This is a genomic window from Vibrio sp. MMG023, from assembly GCF_021654215.1.
GTDB lineage: Bacteria > Pseudomonadota > Gammaproteobacteria > Enterobacterales > Vibrionaceae > Vibrio > Vibrio jasicida.
Window position 1 is genome coordinate 635,512 of sequence record NZ_JAKFZP010000004.1, and the last position, 17,248, is coordinate 652,759.

Consider the following 17,248-nt stretch of genomic DNA (forward strand, 5'->3'; position numbering starts at 1 on the left):
CCCGGGCAATAGAAAGTAACAAGGAAGACAAATAACGATATGAAATCACTCAATCTTGCACAAGCACAGAAATTGGCTTTGCTCTCTCAAGGATTGCCACTAGCAAGCAATAAAGGCAGCGCCAAAGCAAAGACCTTAGCCGTCTTTGAACAACTGGGCTATGTGCAGATTGATACGATTTCTGTCGTTCAGCGCGCTCACCATCATACTTTGTGGAGCCGAAACCCAAGCTACCAACTTGAGCACCTAGACCAACTGGTGGCAGAAAAGAGAGTCTTCGAATATTGGTCTCATGCGGCGGCGTATTTACCTATGTCGCAATACCGTCATAGCTTGCCTCGCAAAGCGGCGATCAAATCCGATCAGCAAAAGCATTGGTACAAAAAAGACCACGACTTAATGGCGTCTATCTTGAACAGAATTGAGCAAGAAGGCCCATTGATGGCAAAGGATTTCGAATCTGCCAACCATAAGACCGATGGCTGGAATACTAAGCCAACCAAACGCGCCCTAGAGAACTTATACATGCAGGGCGATTTGATGATAAGCGAACGTCGTGGTTTCCAGAAAGTGTACGACCTAACCTCACATGTTCTGCCTCAAGATGTTGATACATCAATGCCAACCGAGCAAGAACACGCGCGATTCTTAGTCCTCAATTATCTTAAATCTCATGGATTCGGCACTTTGCCTGAAATGGTTTACCTACTGAAAGGAGTTAAGAAGCAGGTACAACAAGCTCTGTCCGAGTTGGTCGATTTGGGTGAGATAGAAGCCATTAGCATCAACAATTCGGCTTACTATGCCTGTAGCGATGCGCTGAACTTGCTCGACAAACGGCTCAACCGCAAACGGGCTAAAATCCTTTCCCCATTTGATAACCTGCTTATCCAACGAAAACGCACCAACGCAATTTTCAACTTTGATTACTTGCTTGAGTGTTATGTTCCAGAGCCAAAACGCCAGTTCGGTTATTTTTGTTTGCCAATATTGTGGGATGGAAAGCTGGTCGCGCGCGCCGACTGCAAAGTGGATAAAACCTGTTCAACGCTGAACGTTATTAACCTAGTTACCGAGCCTTCGATCAAAGACAGAGAAGCATTTTTCGCCGCTTTAGAAGAAGAGTTACATGCTTTCGCGCAGTTTAATCAGTGCCAAGCGTTTGTGATTCAGAAAGTGGGTCAAAGAGCATAATGAAAGGAACAGTGTACGAAGAATCGAAGAGCAAAGTGCTGAAAAACTAAACTGTTCTCATGAAGCCCATGCTCTCTGCATATCGATTCTGAATTACATCCGTCTCTCGCTATTCAAAGAGACAAGATATTTAGGTGATAGTGACCTTTAAGAACTTTGTAGGCTCACCAGAATCACGCCAACGGTGATCAAGCCAATCCCCATCCAGTTGACCATGCAGAGCTTTTCTCCCAGTAAAACCACACTGAATATTGCCACCAGCACCACGCTTAGTTTGTCGATCGGCGCAACTTGAGAAGCTTGCCCCAATGACATGGCGCGGAAGTAACACAGCCAGGATGCACCTGTTGCCAAACCCGATAGCACCAAGAACACCATGCCTTTGGTCGAGATCTCTCCAATGGCACTGAACTGCTTAGTCGCGTAAGCAATCAAACCAACCAAAACAAGAATCACGCAGGTACGAATAAAGGTCGCCAAGTCAGAGTTGATGTTCGCCACACCAAGTTTGGTCAACACTGCGGTCATCGCCGCAAATACCGCCGACATGAGCGCCCAAAATAACCAAGAAGTTTGAAGCATTGTCTTTTCCTATTTATCCCTAAAAGCAAAAAAGGCGTTACAGAGTGTACTGCAACGCCATATCTTGCTTCGATTAAATTCGACTTAAATCCAATCGAATCAGTCTGTAATTAGAGCTTAAAAGTCTGCTGTCATACCAACATAGTAAGTACGCGGTGCTTCAACATAACCGATGTTTTCTAGCTCTCTTGATACGCTTTCATCGGTTAAGTTAGTGATACCCGCACGAATACGTAGTGCGTCATTCACATGGTAAACCGTACCTAAATCCATCGTGGTGTAAGCGTCTTGCGTTAGCTGAGAATCAATCTTACGGTCGCCACGGTAGCGTGCGCTCGCAAACAGGTTCAAATCTTGAGTTGGGTACCAGTTTAGGCGAGCAAATGCAGAGTGCTTGTAACGCTCGTTCAGCTCTTCACCTGTCGACTTATCTTCTGTGTCTAAGTAAGTGTAGTTACCAGACATCGCCCATTGCTCATTGAACTGAATGCTACCCGTTAGCTCCACACCTTGGATAACGGCTTTCGATACGTTTTGGTAAGACTTGTACGGGTTAGACAGTTCACGATCGATTGGGTCGCCATTGTCATCAATACAACTCATCACCGCACTCGACCACGTACCGACTTCACAGAAGATGTCTGTCTGTTCGATTAGGTTTTCGATTTCGTTACGGAATACCGCGCCTTCTAAGTTCCAGTTACGACCGCTGTATAGCGCCGAGAACTCGTAGTTCACGCTGGTTTCTGCTTCCAGATCTTCGTTACCTACGATGTTACAGTTACCTTTACAGCTGCTCATCGAGAAGTCTGGGTGGTTTTGCGTCATGGTTGGTGCTTTAAACGCTTTACCCACACCACCTTTCAGTACCAAGTCGTCCGTTGTTTGGTGTACTAGGTACACACGCGGGCTGAACTCTTCGCCGTAGTGCTCGTGCTTATCTAAACGACCACCAATGGTTGCCATCAGCGTATCGGTCATTTCCCATTGGTCTTGGATAAATACCGCACCTTGGTAAGCTTCTGCTTTGTTACCCACGATGTGCTCTGGGTTGGTCAGCTCGCTAGTTTGGTAGTCCACACCAAACGTCACAGTGTGGCTTTCACCTAGGTAAGTCGTTGCTGATGCTTCAAAAATTTGTGTCAGTTCTTCAATTGAATCAGCACCATCGTTTGCCGCTTCAATGTTCTCTACGTTTTCACGTGAGTAACGAACTTGCGTATCACCCCAAGACCAAAAACCGGTGTGCGATAGCGCTTGGCTGTTACGTTTAACGCGAGACTCCGAGAACAGAACCGTAGTACCACTTTCTGCTGCGGTATCACGTTCGTCGTCGCTGTAACCAAGGTCAAGGTCGATAAATTGATTGTCCGCCAAATGCCATGAAAGCGTACCGAACATCGCTAAACTATCGCGATCTTCAAGTGCAGTAACCTCTTCACGATCAATGCCGCCTTTCTCGCCAGAGTATGGCTGCCACGCATTACGACTCGTTTGAGAAACAGAGAAGCGAGCAAATAGCGTGTCTTCAATCAAAGCGCCCGACGTCGTTAGACCCACTGTGTACTCTTGACCACCATTGCCATCGTTTGGCGTGGTGTTGTCTAAGCTGAGCTGAGAGCTCCAATCGTTACTTGGTGACTTAGTGATGATGTTGATCGTACCGCCCATACCGTCAGAGCCGTAAAGCGCCGACATAGGACCACGGATGATCTCTACTCGCTCAATTGAATCCATTGGGATCGCAGAAAGATCGAAGTCGTTACCACGTACGATCGCACTTGCCGAACTCATGCGACGGCCATTTACCATGATCAGTGTGTATTTCGAATCCATACCACGAATCGAGATTTGCTGACGACCTGCACGTGTGCTGTCGAAATCTGACTCCACGCTGGTTGCGTTAGACACGATGTCCGCCAGCGTGATGCCTGGATCGTTTTCGATGTCTTCAGCGGTGATCACCGACATAGAAGCTGGAGCGTCTTTCAGCTCCATCTGGGTACGAGTTGCTGTTACAACAAGCTGCTCATCGGTTTCGATTGGCGTTGTATCAGCAAAGACGGAAAAAGAGGTACATAGCGCACCGATCACCACTGCTAATGGTTTTGGCGCAAACGGAGTCGTCTTCGACATGGTAAAAACCTATAAATTTTAATGGAACTTATAATGATAATGGTTCGCATTAAATAGCCTTTGTTTGACGAAGACAAGCAACCGAGCATTTGTAGGATTAATTACCACTATGTCGAAAATGAATAATAATATTCTTTACCATTCAGCCTCAGTTGAGCCATATATTTCCTTGAACAATGACTTAACCCAATTACACATCGGGTCGTTATGATAGCGCTTATGCCAGTATAAATAGACCGATTCACTGTCCATTCGAATCGCTTTTGGTACGGTTTTGGTGATCAATTTTCTGCCCTGACAAGCGTCTTGTGCAAACGGCGTTGGCAAGTGGAAAATCACATCCGTTTGCTCGGCAATCGCTGGCGCAGCGTTGAAGTTTGAAAGCTGAACAGGAATCGATAATTGGCGCTTTTTATCCACCACACCAAGCTCAACAAAACGGTGATAAATCGACAGGGTTTTGCCACCTTGAAGTGAGATTTGACCGAAGTTGCAATCGAGCAGCATCTCCACCGTCAGTTCTTCAACATGGGCAAGTGGATGAGTTTCGCTCATTAGGAATCGGTAGTCGCGATTGGCAATTTTCATGCGGTACAAATTCTGCTCAGAGCTAGGTGGCTCGGCGGTTGAGAGCACAAAATGTACATCCCCTGCGATCAGCGAATCGAAATGGCGTTTCGGGATGGAATCGATATCGACAATCATGTTCGGCGCTTCTTCACGGATGCGCGAAACAATCGGTGGCAGTAAGAAAATCACCTGCGGAACCAAGCCGTAAAAACGGATCGTACCGTTGCTCTTTTCTGGCACAAATGACTGGCCGTACATCAGCTTTTCTAGCCCAGTTAACACCGTGTTCAAATCTTGCTTGATCACTTCCGCTTTTGGGGTCAATTCATAGCCGTGTGCAGTACGTACTAACAGCTCATCGTTGAACAAGTTTCTGAGTTTCTGTAAAGAGCGGCTCACCGATGGTTGGCTCATATTGAGCGATACCGCGGTGTTGGAAACATGCTTCTCTTCAAGTAGGTGTTTGAGAATAAACAATAAGTTCAAGTCGACTTGAGCTAAATTCATTTTTTGAATACTCACTATTCCGCTAATTCTGTTGCTGCATATAGACTATCTGCTAATGTGTCTGCAATCAATAATCATTCTTATTTGATTTTAATCAAATAAGTTATACCGCTTTACGACTAATCTCGCGCTCTATTTTTTAAAGCATTATTTGTTTTTAAGGCACTCTTGCGAGATTGCATCGCACCTTATGGAAATCATTATGTTTGGTAAAACTTCTCTTCGCGTAGCAACGGGAGCTTTGCTGCTTGCATTGGCTCCTATGGGGGCAATGGCTAAAACCTACCAACACAGTTTGGGCACAGTAGACATTGATGGCGTTCCACAACGCGTCGTTGTATTGGGCTACGGCAGTTTAGACTACATTGATGCTTTGGGCGTAACACCCGTCGGCATGCCAAAGACGCTGCTGCCAAAGTCACTAGAAAAATTCCAAATCGACTCGTTCGCAAACACGGGCAGCGTGAAAGAAGTGAACTTCGAGACGCTGTTTATGCTTAAACCAGACTTAATCATCGCGGAAGGTCGCATGGCAGATATCTACAAGGATCTGAGCGACATCGCGCCAACTTACATGTTCCGTATCGACACCACCGACTACTGGAAAACAACCCAAGAACACTGGCGTGCGCTGGGTGACATCTTCGACAAAGAAGAGCAGGCAGAGCAGTTGATTGAAGGCGTTCAAGAACAAATTAATCACCTACACGCAAAAGTAGAAGCTCAGCCACCACGCACACTGACCGTCTCAAACAGCGGTAACAGCTTGGCGATGTTTGGCACTAACAGCCGTTTCTCATTTGTGTATGAAGAAGCGGGCTTTGCAACGTCGACTTCTGAGAACGTGAAATCTGTACCACGTACTCACGGTAACTTGATTTCATTCGAATACATTGCTGATGCGCAACCTGAGGTACTGCTTATCCTTGACCGCGAGCAAGCAATTGGTCAGAGCAGCGGTAAAGCAAAACAGCTGTTCGACAACGATCTTGTCAAGTCCACACCAGCGGCGAAAAACAACCGCGTGCTGTTTATGGACCCAGCAGCTTGGTACTTAACCGCAGGTGGCTACCAATCGACGCAAACCATGATTAAAGAGCTGAACCAAGTCATTGCAAACTAACAGATTCGGTTCAATCTCACTCTAAAAGATGACCTTTCCCACTTCACGGTGCGAAAGGTCATTGTTGTTTTTATCACCCTATAAATACACCATGAAATTACATCATATCTTGGCTTTTTTATTACTCGTCGTACTCGCCTGCGCCTCTTTGCTGGTTGGGGTGGCGAACGTTTCTCTCTCGCAGATTTTGGCCGGTGACAGCCACAGTTTGAACATCTTACTGGTTAGCCGATTGCCCCGCTTGTTGGCCATCGTCCTCGCTGGTGCAGGCTTAAGTGTTGCAGGTTTGATCATGCAGCAGATCGTGCAAAACCGCTTTGCTGCCCCGTCTACAACGGGTACGGTCGATTGGGCAATGTTCGGCTACATCGTCGCGCTGATTCTGTTTGCAGACATGAGCAGTTGGGTGCACCTGATCACCATCTTCACGTTCTCTGTGATTGGTACGGTGATCTTCGTGCGCTTCTTACAACGTTTGAAGTTTAAGAACACCGTGCTCGTCCCGCTGATAGGCATCATGTATGGCAACGTGGTTTCGTCCATGACCACTTTTATTGCCTACAAATACGACCTAGTACAGACCCTTGGTTCTTGGACGGTGGCTAACTTCGCATCGGTATTACGCGGCAACTACGAGTTCTTGTATCTCGCTCTGCCAGTCTCGGTTCTGGCTTACGCTTACGCCAACCGCTTTAGTGCTGCGAGCGTGGGTGAGAGCTTTGCTAAGAACATCGGTTTAAACTACCAGCGCATTGTTTTGGTCGGTGTCATTCTTGTGGCTGTGCTGTCGTCATCGGTGGTGATGATCGTTGGTATGATTCCGTTTCTTGGGCTTATCGTGCCAAACCTTGTCTCCTTGTTCATTGGTGACAACATGCGTCGCAACTTACCTTGGACGGCATACGCAGGTGTGATTTTGGTGCTTACATGCGACATCCTCGGCCGTCTTATCATCTTCCCTTACGAGATTCCAATCTCGATGATCATCAGCATCTTGGGTGGCTCAATCTTCATTTACCTAGTTCTTAGAGACAAATCGAATGCGTGATTCTATGAAAGTAACCCTGCTGGCAATCGCGGCGGTTTTGATTTGTGCGGTGTTCATCGGTAAAGGCTTAACGCCAGATAACTACCAGTTCTTCTTGTCACGCCGCATCCCGAAAGTATTGGCGATTGTCTTGGCAGCGATGGCGATCGCATCGTCGTCACTGATTTTCCAGACCATCACCAACAACCGAATCCTTACCCCTTCGATTCTGGGTTTTGATTCCATGTACGTGATGATTCAAGTGCTGCTCGTGGTGATGTTTGGCGGCTTGAGTGCTTTGGTCATCAACAGCAAGCTCAACTTCGTGTTGTCGACTGGCATCATGATTGTGTGTGCGATGACTTTGTTCAGCTTCTATTTCCGTGGTCGTCAGCGCAACATCTTCACCTTGTTGTTGATTGGTATCGTGCTGAGCAGCTTGTTCAACAGCGTCACCGGTTTCTTCACCATAATCACCGACCCAGATGAGTTCACCTTCATCCAAAGTTCGATGTTCGCGAGCTTTAACAACATCAACAGTGAATTGGTGTACTGGTGTGTGGTTCCGATGCTGCTGTGTGGTGCGTACCTAATGCGTATTGCCCACAAATTGGACGTTATGTGGCTTGGTGTCGATAACGCGAAAAGTCTAGGTGTGGATACTCACAAACTGACCATGCAAGTCATGTTCATCATTACTTTGATGGTGTCTATCTCGACCGCGTTGATTGGTCCAATCTTGTTCTTTGGCTTGATTGTTGTGGCTCTGGCTCGCCAAATCTTCACTGGCTATCAGCATCGCTTATTGATTGTCGCAAGCTCAGTACTGTCAGTTGTACTGCTGTCTGGCGGTCAATGGGTGGTTGAAAACCTGTTCGATTTCGACACCACCATCAGCGTTATTATCAACTTTATCGGCGGCGGCTACTTCTTGCTTCTGCTTATGAAAAACAAATTCGATTAAGGGTTTATCACATGATCCGTATTCAAGGTCTTAGCAAAAAATACAACGAAAAATACGTGGTAAAAAACGCCGATGCCCTTTTTCCACTTGGTAAAGTAACCAGCATCATTGGTCCTAACGGCGCGGGTAAAAGTACCCTACTGTCTATGGCGAGCCGACTAACAGAAAGTGATGCTGGTAGCGTCGTGATTGGTGATAAGCCACTTGACCAATGGAACACCGAAGACTTGGCAAAGCGCCTATCAGTGCTACGCCAGTCAAACAACATCAACATGCGCTTTACGGTGCGTGATTTGGTGGCGTTTGGTCGCTTCCCGTACTCGCAAGGTCGTCTGACAGAAGAAGATCACCGCATCATTGATGAATCAATGCAGCATCTAGAAATCGACCATTTGAAAGATCGCTTTATCGACCAACTGTCTGGCGGTCAGCGCCAAATGGCGTTTATTGCTATGGTGGTGGCGCAAGATACCGACTACATCTTCTTGGATGAGCCACTGAATAACCTCGACATCAAGCACTCCGTCGACATCATGAGTACGCTACGCAAACTTGCGGAAATGAAGAACAAAGCCGTAGTGATCGTGATTCACGACATCAACTTTGCGTCTTGTTACTCTGACCACATCGTGGCGATGAAACTTGGTGAAGTCATCAAAGCGGGCTTGGTTGAAGAAGTGATTGATGCCGAAGTGCTGAGCGATATTTACGAGATTCCATTTATCGTGCAAGAGATTAACGGCAACCGTATTTCGTTGTACTACCGACGTTAACGTAACCCAATCTGATTCCAAAGGCGGCCTCGTGTCGCCTTTTTTAATTTTGGTCAATGAAGAAGCGTTATACACGGAAAAGCGGTGTGTCTCGGCGGCAATAATGATACTGTACTGAACAGTTTTATTTAAGTTGATTTAGTTATGCGCGCATCTACTGAAAAGAAAAGAACTCGAATCATCGAAGTGGCAACCGATCTGTTTATTGAACAGGGCTACAAGGACACGTCACTCGACCAAATCGTTGCAATTTGTGGTGGCTCAAAACAGACCCTTTATCGTTACTTTTCCAACAAAGAAGGGCTGTTTGTTGAAGTGCTCGCACATAACACCAAGATCAGCCTAGAGTCCGTTTTCCAACTTGCCGATAAGCAGAATGAACCACTAAGAGAAACCTTAGAAGACTTCGCGAAGAAGTATCTACGAGGCATTTGCTCTAACCCAATCCTATCGCTTTATCGCATCATCTCTGCCGATTTTAATAAACATGACTCAGTTCCAAATCAGTTTTGGCAAACCGGACCGCAGCGTATTCACCAGTACTTAATTGATTTTTTAAAAACCGACACCATCAGCCAGCAGCTTAACATCGACGATGCCGATTTAGCTTGTGGTCAGCTACTCGCGCTGATCAAAATGGATTACCAGAACATGGCACTGATGGGCTTTGATTTCTTAAGCGATGAAGAATTGGATTCGCATACACAAAAAGCGGTGACGGCGTTCCTTAAACTTTATCAGCGATAAGAACCTCAAAACTAAAAAAACAAAGGGAGCACATTGGCTCCCTTTGTTCTTTTACGGCTTAGTTACCGAGTCGCTTGGCTGGCTATTTGTTCTGTTGACCTAACCTCAGTGCGTTTCTTGTTTTGCGGCTAGCTTCTTACCAATCAACAAGATTGGCGCAAGCGCAAAAATAGAGACAATAAACATCACCAACGAATTACTCAGCGCCAGTGTCGTAGCTTGCTCCTTCACAACCGCACTAATTTGGCTCATGCCGAGTGCCGGATTAGGTAAGCGACCATGAGTCAGAATCGCGCTACTCAATGCCTGTTCATACGCCGCAAACACATGGTTTGAACCATCCAGAGTACGACCGATTTCGCCCGATGCTTGCGCACTGTGGTTTTGAATCACACGAGAGAAAAACGCCCCGCCAATCACCCCGCCCATGGTTCGGAACAGATAGAAGTTTGCAATGCCTTCTAATCGCTGTCCTACTTGGAAGTACATCAACACCGCAATCGTCACCGACACATTCAACAAGCCAACACCAAAACCGCGCAGCAGCATTGGGATGGGTAGTGACTCTGTGCCAACAAAGCTTGGTAATTGGCTGAACTCGTGCACCGACAGTAGAATCATCAGCACGCCAAAAGGCACCACTGCATCCGCTAAAGGGCGGCGGAAGTAATACACCAACACACTTACCAGCATGCCGACCAACATGGCGTAAAACGATGGTAATTGCGCATAGCCCGCATTGAGGCTGTTGTAGTGCATCGCCATTTTTAGGAAGTTGGCAAACAGCACTGTACTTGCCATCACGGCAAAGCCCGCAAGAAAGGCGTTATACATAAACACGTCGGTCTTTAACTTACCGTGCAATTGCATCGACGCAGTATCCAAATGGCGCGTTTTCACCAATTGATACACGGCCAACAAAACCAGTGCTGCAGCGACAGAAGAAGCCTGTACAAACCAGTCTGAATCCAACCAGTTGTAGTAGCTGCCACGCATTAGCAGGAACACCACCAAACTCATCGTTAACGCGAGTACGAGGTACACCGAACCTGAAGACTTTGGCTTAGTTTCAATCTCAATCGCCTGAGGCTTATACACGCCGATCATTACTAAAGCAGAAAAGTACAACCAAGCCGAGGCTACGTTCAAAAACGACCAATCAAACTCTTCGACAATCTCAGCTACCAACCACGGATAAGCGCCCATTGGTAACAGTGTTGAGAAGATCAGTGTCAGCGCAATAATCGCAGGCAACCAACGCTGCTCAAAGGTATTGAGTAGATAAAGGTTCACCACCACCAATAACATGCTCATGAAAAAGCCACTTACTAACCAAGTTAGCGTAAACAACAACGCATGCTGACCAGTCCAATAGAGCACAAGGTTCGTTCCCAAACCCACCAGCAATGCAGAATGCAATGGCAGTGACGTACCAAGCTTACGCACCAAGATAGGGGTAAACATAAACCCCAACACTTGAGTGATCATAAAGCCGATTTTCACTAGCTCGACTTCATCTACGGATAAACCGGTTGCGGCTGCCATCTCGTGGGACAACTCAGTAAACATCACCGAATTGATCCCAAAAGCCGCAATGGCAAACAGCGCGAAAATCAGCAATGGTGAACGTGTTTTCATGGCGATTAACCTTGCGTTGCGGTCTCAATCGACACTTCAGCCGATAAGCCAGGGTAGATGCGCTGTTTCAGCTCTTGTGGAATATCCAACTCGATACGCACTGGCACACGCTGTACTACTTTCACAAAATTACCCGTCGCATTTTGCGGTGGCAATAAACTAAACTGCGCGCCTGTTGCAGGGGTGATAGAAGATACACGACCATGCAACGGATGATCAGGGAACATGTCTAACACCACTTCAACATCTTGCCCTTGTGCGACGTTCTCTAGTTGAGTCTCTTTGAAGTTTGCCTCAATCCAAACGTAATCCGGCACCATCACAATCAAACCCATGCCCGGTTGAACAAACTTACCGACTTGCACTTGTCTGTCTGCCACATAACCATCAAATGGCGCTCGAACGATGGTTCGCTCAAGGGCGATATTTACCAGTCTCAAGTTCGCTTCTGCTTGCTTGCGTTGCGCGGTTAACTGCATCTTTTCTGTTACTAGCGCATCGAGCTGCTTCTGTTCAGCGGCTAGTGCTAGCTTGGCAGTTTCAAGATTGCTGCTTGCTTCAATAGAACGCGTTCTTTGCGCTTCAAATTGGTTCTTACTCACCGACTGCTTTTGTACCAAGCGTGAAAGGCGTTTGAACTCCGCCGCTTGATGTTCCGCGTTGGCACTTGCACTGTGAATGCCCTGCTTCGCCTGCTCAATCTTTACCAGCTGCATTTCGGTTTTGGTTTGATTTGCGGTCAACGCAGCCTTTGCGACATCTAACGCCGACTTCGCAATTTCTTGGTTGGCAATGAAATCTTCATCATCAATCGAAAACAGTGGCGCACCTTTGCTTACCCACTGGTTATCTTCGACAAAAAGTTGGCTTACCTGCCCACCGACTTCCGGAGAAATCGCCGTCACATCCGAGTGAACATAAGCGTTATCGGTGGTCACCGTATTAGGTTGGTATAACGCACAACCTGCAGCGACTAACGAACCAATAACAAGCGACAACGCAATGACTTTCTTCTTCATTTTTGAAACCCAACTTAATGACTTTCACAAACTGTACTGTACCGTACGGTTTTAGTAAAGATACATTTGATCATTGATGAGAAGAAAAGATCCATCCCATTGATTTTTAATGGTCTTATTTGGTGGTCACTTTTGAATGAAAGAGAAGGAGTTGAAGGGCTTTCGCGAGAAAAACAAAAAAGGCGACACCGAAGCCGCCTTTTGATTATGAAGAAATGCTTCGAGATTGAAGCCGGTGAATCACGCTTATTGCTGCGCTACCTTCACTTGTGGTTTGGTTGAGCTTGTGTAATCGAAGTCAAACGCAATGCCATCTTTGGTTACGTCCAAAGCCATACCACCGATAAGCTCACCTTGTAGGCTCATCTTCACGTCTTCCGGTACTGGCTCGCCAGACACTTCCGATGCTGTTTCAATCACTTCCAGTACGCGGTCCGAATCCATAGTGAAGCTCAATAGACCATTTGCCGTTAGCGGCTGAGCCATGACTTTCTCACTCGCTGCTGCTGATGCATCACCGCTGTAAAGCGTTAGGTGACTACCGTTTAGACGAGCAAACACGTCCATCGGCTTACCTGCGTATGGTTCAATCAGACCACCGATGTTCACTGGTTGGTTATCAGGTTGGATTTGAATCTGAGCCAGTTCAGGCATGAACATTTGTGCCGTTTGCAGCAGCATGTTTGGATCGTCCGCTGAGATAGAGAAGATCGCATCCAGCTGACCTAGCTCAGGTCCGTACTGGCCATTCATGTTCACATCAAGACCGAACATTTCCATGCTTAAACCTTTCAGGCCATTTGCCATACCCGCGCCCATGCTGATCGCCGGAGCTGGGTTTTGGCCACGCATGTCATTTTGCGCTTGCGCTAGGATTGAACATTGGTATTCAGGCGTGGTTAAATCTGTCCAGATCTTACCAATCGCAGGCGCCAACGTAGCAACATCTAGGCCTAATGCCACACTAAACATGCTTTTTTCACCGTTGGATTCTGCCAGCACGCCACGCATAGATTTCAGCGCCTCAAGGATCACTTGGTTCTTCGATTCAACAACAAAACTACCGTTGAGGCGAGCTTTGTCGTCACCCGCACTGTACTCGGCAAACGCGACCATTTGTGGCCAGTTTTCAGCGATTTGAGTGAACTCAGTGTGACACGCCGGAGAACGCAGTTGCTCTAAAGTCGGGTCAGAATCGACATTCTTAAGTTGGCGTGCCATTCTGTTGCCATCAAGTGTCGTTAGACCTTTAATGATTTCTCGAATGTCGAAAATCCCAAACGAGTTGTTGTTCATTCCGTACTTAGTTTGCACTGCCTCTAGACGGCCAGAGTCAACGATGCTGCTCTTAGGAGCTTCCAGACCAAATGCCAGTTTAAGTGGGTTTTCAACACCCAGCTCTGGAATGTCGAAAGTCACGGTCAGTACGTTATTAACCACTCCCACCGCAAGACCAATGCCCAGTTGTGGATCTTGCGAATCTGTCAACTCGTAGCGGCGGAACTCCACGGAATCGAGCTTCACAAGTTCATGTTGAATACCCGCCAGTTGCTCTTGCTCATCCAGTGTTTTCCAAAGCGCTGCAGGGTTCTCCAACTGCACTTTATAAACAGGTACAAGACCTAGGGTGTACATGATTGGGTTGACCATATCACCGGTACCCAAGAAGGCTTTTAAATTCTCAGGGGAAGAGGCTGCTGCCATGTACGCATCTAAGAAATTGACGGCAAACTTGAGACCAGACGTCAGCTCTTCTTCCACGAACAGCTCCGACATAGGTGGCTGCTGTGATGTACCGAAAGCGTTCATGTACTCGAAGTGATTGAAAGGTTCTGTTTGGTAAGTGATCAACAAGGTATCAGCTGGAACTTGAGCAAGTAGCGAGCTTGAAGATTCACCTTGGGCAAGATTGTTTTGGTACACATATGCGGCACCACCGGCTGCTGCGACCACTGCAGTAGCTAATAATAATTTTTTCACGACCAACTCCGTTGTCTTGGTTTTATTTCCTCAAACCAATCAGTAGGTTTGAGTGAGCATTAAGCCTTTAATGAACGCCATAAAGTATGAGAATCACCATTCGGGAACTCAGACGTTAATTTGCGTGCAACGCCATCATAAACCCCCAAACAAAGTTATCAATTTGCTGAATGCCAATTTCTTAAGATATCCAACATTTATAAGATGAACCGTGAAGTCGGTTAAACTGCGAAACCACACTATTAGCAACTTACTCAATAAAATTTCATAAATGCTATACCCTACCGGCCAAAATCCACGCAATATTAAATCCAATTACTGATTTTTCTCTATTGTCTGAAAACAGCTCACGACCTGACATTTTCGTCGATTCCTCCTCTAGAAGACGGTCGTACTTTTACTTACAGTCAGAGCTATCAATAACGAATGTTGAACATCTATCGCGCCATTAATCACCATGAAAGATCAGCTGACTATCTCTATCTCCAACATCAATGGCTCTAAGCATTGGTACTTCAGCAAAACCATGCAGCGCAACTTTAAAACGGGCTTGGTGGCATTTATTTTGGGATTAACCGCAACCGCTATCTTGATCAATCATCTTTATTCTCAGGTCGATGACGCCGTACTTGAGCAAGCAAAGTTAACCGAGCAATCACGCAGTATGGGTCAGGAGTTAAGTGAGCTAAAGGCTCTAAAATCAGAGCTAGAGAATGACCTATCGGAGCGAGAAGAGCGCGTTCAATTGGTCTCGGAGCGTTTAGGCGAATTGGAGAAAGTGCTCGGTGTCGCCAACGAATCCAACACTGAGAGTTTGGATGCGCGCTTTGATACCGCCGCTATCACATCCAATGTTCGAATGGTGATGCTCAACCAGATCCCTAACGGCTCTCCAGTCGGTAAAGCACGGCTTTCATCGGGGTTTGGCAAGCGCATTCATCCGGTTACCAAAAAAACAAAAATGCACCGTGGGCTAGATTTTGCGGTTAACACTGGCACCAAAGTGTATGCCTCTGCTGATGGCGTAATAGAGACCACACGCCGAAGTAGTAAAGGGTATGGAAACTTACTGCGCATACAGCATTCCTTTGGCTTTTCGAGCGCTTATGCCCACTTGAAAGAGTTCAAAGTCAAAACCGGTGAGTTCGTCAAAAAAGGCCAGCTCATCGCTATTTCTGGTAACACAGGGCTCTCTTCTGGTCCTCACCTTCATTATGAAGTGAGATTTATTGGAAGAGCCGTAAACCCAAGGCCATTCGTGGATTGGAACCTCAATAATTTTGAAGACATCTTTACCAAGGAGCGAAGAATACGATGGGAATCTTTAATCAAAACCGTGGAACAACGAGTGGCTCATCAGCTTCAACTCTCATCGCCAAAGGCTGTTCTGTTAGCGGAGAACTCAAAGTAGAAAGCGATATTCAGGTTGATGGCATCATCGAAGGCCAATTGCACGTCGAAGGCACATTGGTCGTCGCAGAAAGCGGCCGTGTTAAAGGCGACATCTACGCAAAACAGCTGATCGTCAATGGCCTGCTTGATGGTAACTGCCATGCTGAACACATCCAAGTGCTAGCGAAAGGACGAGTCAGTGGCAAAATCTGGAGTAACAACCTGAGTATCGAAGCGGGCGGAAAGTTCTTCGGAGAGGCCGCAGAACTACCAGAAAAAGAAGTGGTGACGCTGAAAGACAAGTCCACTGAAACCAATAAAACGGATAAGTCACAAGCTCGCAAAAGCGCATGATTGATGATCTCAAAAAGGGCACTGACTGTGCCCTTTTGAGTTGTTGCTATGCTTGCGTTAGACCAAATTAGAATTCGTAGAACAAGCGAACACGTGCGCCGAAATCGTCTTCTTCTTTAAACGCTTCGCTCGGTGAGTTCGCGCTAAGATCATTGGTCACAGTTGTGAAGTAAGAACCCAATAGCACTGAGAAGTTCTCAACCTCTAGTACGTCCGTGAACTCGTAAGAAGCGTAAAGTGTCGATACCTTCACATCGCCCTCAGCCCAGTCTTTGATCTCTTTGTTTTCGTATTCGTTCAGCGCGTAAACGTAACCAATACCTAGCCCTTTCCACAGTGCGTTAACCCCTGTCGAGAAGTTGTTTTCGTCAACCGCATCTAAGTAAGCCACGTTTGCATTCACCGACCAATCACCGCTGGTCCAGTTACCTGTTAAGCCGTAACCAGTACGGTCAGAAATATCAACACCTTGGTCGGTCACCACCGCATCAGAAACGAGGTTGGTTTCCATCGAGGCTGCTAGGCTGAAATCACCCATTTGGTAAGCAACAACAGGGCGTACTAAGAAGGAGTCTTTACTGCTTGTAATGGCTTGACCATGGTATGTTCCGCCATCGGTACCTTCATGGAAAAGATCCGAGCGGTCACCAATCATGGTGCTCAGTTCCAGATAAAGATTGCCGAAGCTTTGGCTGTACATCAGCTGACCATCAGATCCGCGGCCGCGCGCTTCTTTCATCTGATAGGTGTAAGCCGAGCCATCAGTGTAAAGCTCGTTAGAGGTATCACCTGAGTACTCTAGGAACACATCCAAACCAACAGGGAACATATCATAAGCTTCAAAACGACCCGCTTTGATTGCCCAACTGTCTTTCTTACCGAACTCGAAGTATGCGTCATCAAGATTTACGTCGCCCGTGCTTTCAAACAAAGGCTGCGCTTTCACGCCAACGTAGTGACCGTTGCTTGTGAATTTCTCACCGGCAAACTCGATCAGTACACGACCATCTTGGTTGAATTCTTGATCGCCAGAATCATTAGACTCACGATCTTGGTAGTTGAAGTTCAATTCAACGTCGCCGCCGATAGAAAAGTTACCGTCTTCGTTGTCGATAATGCTGATGCCCGCATTTGCCGATAGTGCCGTGCATACGCCGATGGCGCTCAGAGATAGTTTCAGTGCTTTGTTCATGTTAAACCCTATATGTATTAGATTTTATTGTGTAAATGTGCTGATTTTAG

General features: G+C 46.7%; 15 protein-coding genes. 8 read left to right on the forward strand and 7 right to left on the reverse strand.

Annotated elements, in window-relative coordinates; translation table 11 throughout:
• Positions 1 to 39: 39 nt before the first annotated feature.
• Positions 40 to 1,194, forward strand: coding sequence for a crosslink repair DNA glycosylase YcaQ family protein (locus L1076_RS16320; protein WP_237304022.1), 1,155 nt, complete (start codon positions 40 to 42; stop codon positions 1,192 to 1,194).
• 147 nt (positions 1,195 to 1,341) lie between these two features.
• Here the strand turns inward: L1076_RS16320 and L1076_RS16325 are convergent, their stop codons facing one another.
• The 3 genes from L1076_RS16325 to L1076_RS16335 form a co-directional block, all read right to left on the reverse strand.
• Positions 1,342 to 1,776, reverse strand: coding sequence for an EamA family transporter (locus L1076_RS16325; RefSeq protein ID WP_237304023.1), 435 nt, complete (start codon positions 1,774 to 1,776; stop codon positions 1,342 to 1,344).
• A gap of 117 nt (positions 1,777 to 1,893) precedes the next feature.
• Entirely contained in the window at positions 1,894 to 3,912 is a 2,019-nt protein-coding gene (locus tag L1076_RS16330) for a TonB-dependent receptor (RefSeq protein WP_020195587.1), read from the reverse strand.
• Between the two features lie 135 nt (positions 3,913 to 4,047).
• Entirely contained in the window at positions 4,048 to 4,989 is a 942-nt protein-coding gene (locus L1076_RS16335; RefSeq protein ID WP_038868905.1) for a LysR family transcriptional regulator, read from the reverse strand.
• Positions 4,990 to 5,191: 202 nt separating this feature from the next.
• On the opposite strand from L1076_RS16335, the gene L1076_RS16340 reads away from it, so the two are divergent.
• The 5 genes from L1076_RS16340 (at position 5,192) to L1076_RS16360 (ending at position 9,623) form a co-directional block, all read left to right on the forward strand.
• The gene (locus L1076_RS16340) at positions 5,192 to 6,112 is read left to right on the forward strand and encodes a siderophore ABC transporter substrate-binding protein (RefSeq protein ID WP_237304024.1); all 921 of its coding nucleotides are present in this window, start codon (positions 5,192 to 5,194) and stop codon (positions 6,110 to 6,112) included.
• Between the two features lie 91 nt (positions 6,113 to 6,203).
• Positions 6,204 to 7,160 (forward strand): iron chelate uptake ABC transporter family permease subunit, encoded by a 957-nt coding sequence (locus L1076_RS16345; protein ID WP_039974024.1) that lies wholly within the window; start codon positions 6,204 to 6,206, stop codon positions 7,158 to 7,160.
• On the forward strand, positions 7,153 to 8,103 hold the full coding sequence (locus L1076_RS16350; protein ID WP_237304025.1) for an iron chelate uptake ABC transporter family permease subunit: 951 nt from the start codon (positions 7,153 to 7,155) through the stop codon (positions 8,101 to 8,103). Before L1076_RS16345 ends, L1076_RS16350 begins: the two co-directional genes overlap by 8 nt.
• Before the next feature lie 11 nt (positions 8,104 to 8,114).
• Positions 8,115 to 8,876 (forward strand): ATP-binding cassette domain-containing protein, encoded by a 762-nt coding sequence (locus L1076_RS16355; RefSeq protein ID WP_005449633.1) that lies wholly within the window; start codon positions 8,115 to 8,117, stop codon positions 8,874 to 8,876.
• A 144-nt stretch (positions 8,877 to 9,020) separates the two neighbouring features.
• A complete protein-coding gene (locus tag L1076_RS16360; RefSeq protein ID WP_237304026.1) occupies positions 9,021 to 9,623 on the forward strand; it encodes a TetR/AcrR family transcriptional regulator in 603 nt (200 codons plus the stop codon).
• Between the two features lie 105 nt (positions 9,624 to 9,728).
• Here L1076_RS16360 and L1076_RS16365 read toward each other — a convergent pair whose 3' ends face one another.
• The 3 genes from L1076_RS16365 to L1076_RS16375 all read right to left on the reverse strand — a co-directional run bounded on the left by L1076_RS16365 (position 9,729) and on the right by L1076_RS16375 (position 14,260).
• Complete coding sequence (locus tag L1076_RS16365; RefSeq protein WP_237304027.1) at positions 9,729 to 11,261, reverse strand: MFS transporter; 1,533 nt, start codon at positions 11,259 to 11,261, stop codon at positions 9,729 to 9,731.
• Positions 11,262 to 11,266: 5 nt separating this feature from the next.
• Positions 11,267 to 12,280 (reverse strand): HlyD family secretion protein, encoded by a 1,014-nt coding sequence (locus L1076_RS16370; RefSeq protein WP_038894615.1) that lies wholly within the window; start codon positions 12,278 to 12,280, stop codon positions 11,267 to 11,269.
• A 246-nt stretch (positions 12,281 to 12,526) separates the two neighbouring features.
• Positions 12,527 to 14,260: a hypothetical protein gene (locus tag L1076_RS16375; RefSeq protein ID WP_237304028.1), complete on the reverse strand. Its 1,734-nt coding sequence runs from the start codon at positions 14,258 to 14,260 to the stop codon at positions 12,527 to 12,529.
• Positions 14,261 to 14,717: 457 nt separating this feature from the next.
• Between L1076_RS16375 and L1076_RS16380 the strand changes: the two genes are divergently transcribed.
• Complete coding sequence (locus L1076_RS16380) at positions 14,718 to 15,671, forward strand: M23 family metallopeptidase (RefSeq protein WP_237304029.1); 954 nt, start codon at positions 14,718 to 14,720, stop codon at positions 15,669 to 15,671.
• Positions 15,575 to 16,006 (forward strand): polymer-forming cytoskeletal protein, encoded by a 432-nt coding sequence (locus L1076_RS16385; protein ID WP_080642206.1) that lies wholly within the window; start codon positions 15,575 to 15,577, stop codon positions 16,004 to 16,006. Before L1076_RS16380 ends, L1076_RS16385 begins: the two co-directional genes overlap by 97 nt.
• Before the next feature lie 67 nt (positions 16,007 to 16,073).
• Here the strand turns inward: L1076_RS16385 and L1076_RS16390 are convergent, their stop codons facing one another.
• Positions 16,074 to 17,198, reverse strand: coding sequence for a carbohydrate porin (locus L1076_RS16390; RefSeq protein ID WP_039974016.1), 1,125 nt, complete (start codon positions 17,196 to 17,198; stop codon positions 16,074 to 16,076).
• Positions 17,199 to 17,248 lie beyond the last annotated feature (50 nt).

Bases quoted from the DNA above. Each gene is read 5' to 3' on its own strand.
- L1076_RS16365 (WP_237304027.1), bottom strand. From the start codon at position 11,261: ATGAAAACACGTTCACCATTGCTGATTTTCGCGCTGTTTGCCATTGCG.
- L1076_RS16340 (WP_237304024.1), top strand. From the start codon at position 5,192: ATGTTTGGTAAAACTTCTCTTCGCGTAGCAACGGGAGCTTTGCTGCTT.
- L1076_RS16345 (WP_039974024.1), top strand. From the start codon at position 6,204: ATGAAATTACATCATATCTTGGCTTTTTTATTACTCGTCGTACTCGCC.
- L1076_RS16330 (WP_020195587.1), bottom strand. From the start codon at position 3,912: ATGTCGAAGACGACTCCGTTTGCGCCAAAACCATTAGCAGTGGTGATC.
- L1076_RS16385 (WP_080642206.1), top strand. From the start codon at position 15,575: ATGGGAATCTTTAATCAAAACCGTGGAACAACGAGTGGCTCATCAGCT.
- L1076_RS16335 (WP_038868905.1), bottom strand. From the start codon at position 4,989: ATGAATTTAGCTCAAGTCGACTTGAACTTATTGTTTATTCTCAAACAC.
- L1076_RS16380 (WP_237304029.1), top strand. From the start codon at position 14,718: ATGAAAGATCAGCTGACTATCTCTATCTCCAACATCAATGGCTCTAAG.
- L1076_RS16360 (WP_237304026.1), top strand. From the start codon at position 9,021: ATGCGCGCATCTACTGAAAAGAAAAGAACTCGAATCATCGAAGTGGCA.
- L1076_RS16350 (WP_237304025.1), top strand. From the start codon at position 7,153: ATGCGTGATTCTATGAAAGTAACCCTGCTGGCAATCGCGGCGGTTTTG.
- L1076_RS16390 (WP_039974016.1), bottom strand. From the start codon at position 17,198: ATGAACAAAGCACTGAAACTATCTCTGAGCGCCATCGGCGTATGCACG.
- L1076_RS16325 (WP_237304023.1), bottom strand. From the start codon at position 1,776: ATGCTTCAAACTTCTTGGTTATTTTGGGCGCTCATGTCGGCGGTATTT.
- L1076_RS16370 (WP_038894615.1), bottom strand. From the start codon at position 12,280: ATGAAGAAGAAAGTCATTGCGTTGTCGCTTGTTATTGGTTCGTTAGTC.
- L1076_RS16355 (WP_005449633.1), top strand. From the start codon at position 8,115: ATGATCCGTATTCAAGGTCTTAGCAAAAAATACAACGAAAAATACGTG.
- L1076_RS16320 (WP_237304022.1), top strand. From the start codon at position 40: ATGAAATCACTCAATCTTGCACAAGCACAGAAATTGGCTTTGCTCTCT.